Annotated in this window: 1 rRNA gene; it reads right to left on the minus strand. The window is 50.6% G+C overall.

Annotation, left to right across the window (positions count from 1 at the left end):
• Positions 1 to 267, minus strand: a 16S ribosomal RNA gene (locus CDOM16188_RS11170); the annotation flags it as partial.

The following is a 267-nucleotide window of genomic DNA, read 5'->3' on the forward strand; positions in this document are numbered from 1 at the left end:
CTTCGAGTGAAATCAACTCCCATGGTGTGACGGGCGGTGAGTACAAGACCCGGGAACGTATTCACCGTAGCATGGCTGATCTACGATTACTAGCGATTCCGGCTTCATGGAGTCGAGTTGCAGACTCCAATCCGAACTGGGACATATTTTATAGATTTGCTCCATCTCGCGATATTGCGTCTCATTGTATATGCCATTGTAGCACGTGTGTCGCCCCGGACATAAGGGCCATGATGACTTGACGTCGTCCACACCTTCCTCCTCCTT

It is taken from the genome of Campylobacter sp. RM16188 (genome assembly GCF_012978795.1).
GTDB classification, from domain to species: Bacteria; Campylobacterota; Campylobacteria; order Campylobacterales; family Campylobacteraceae; genus Campylobacter_A; species Campylobacter_A canis.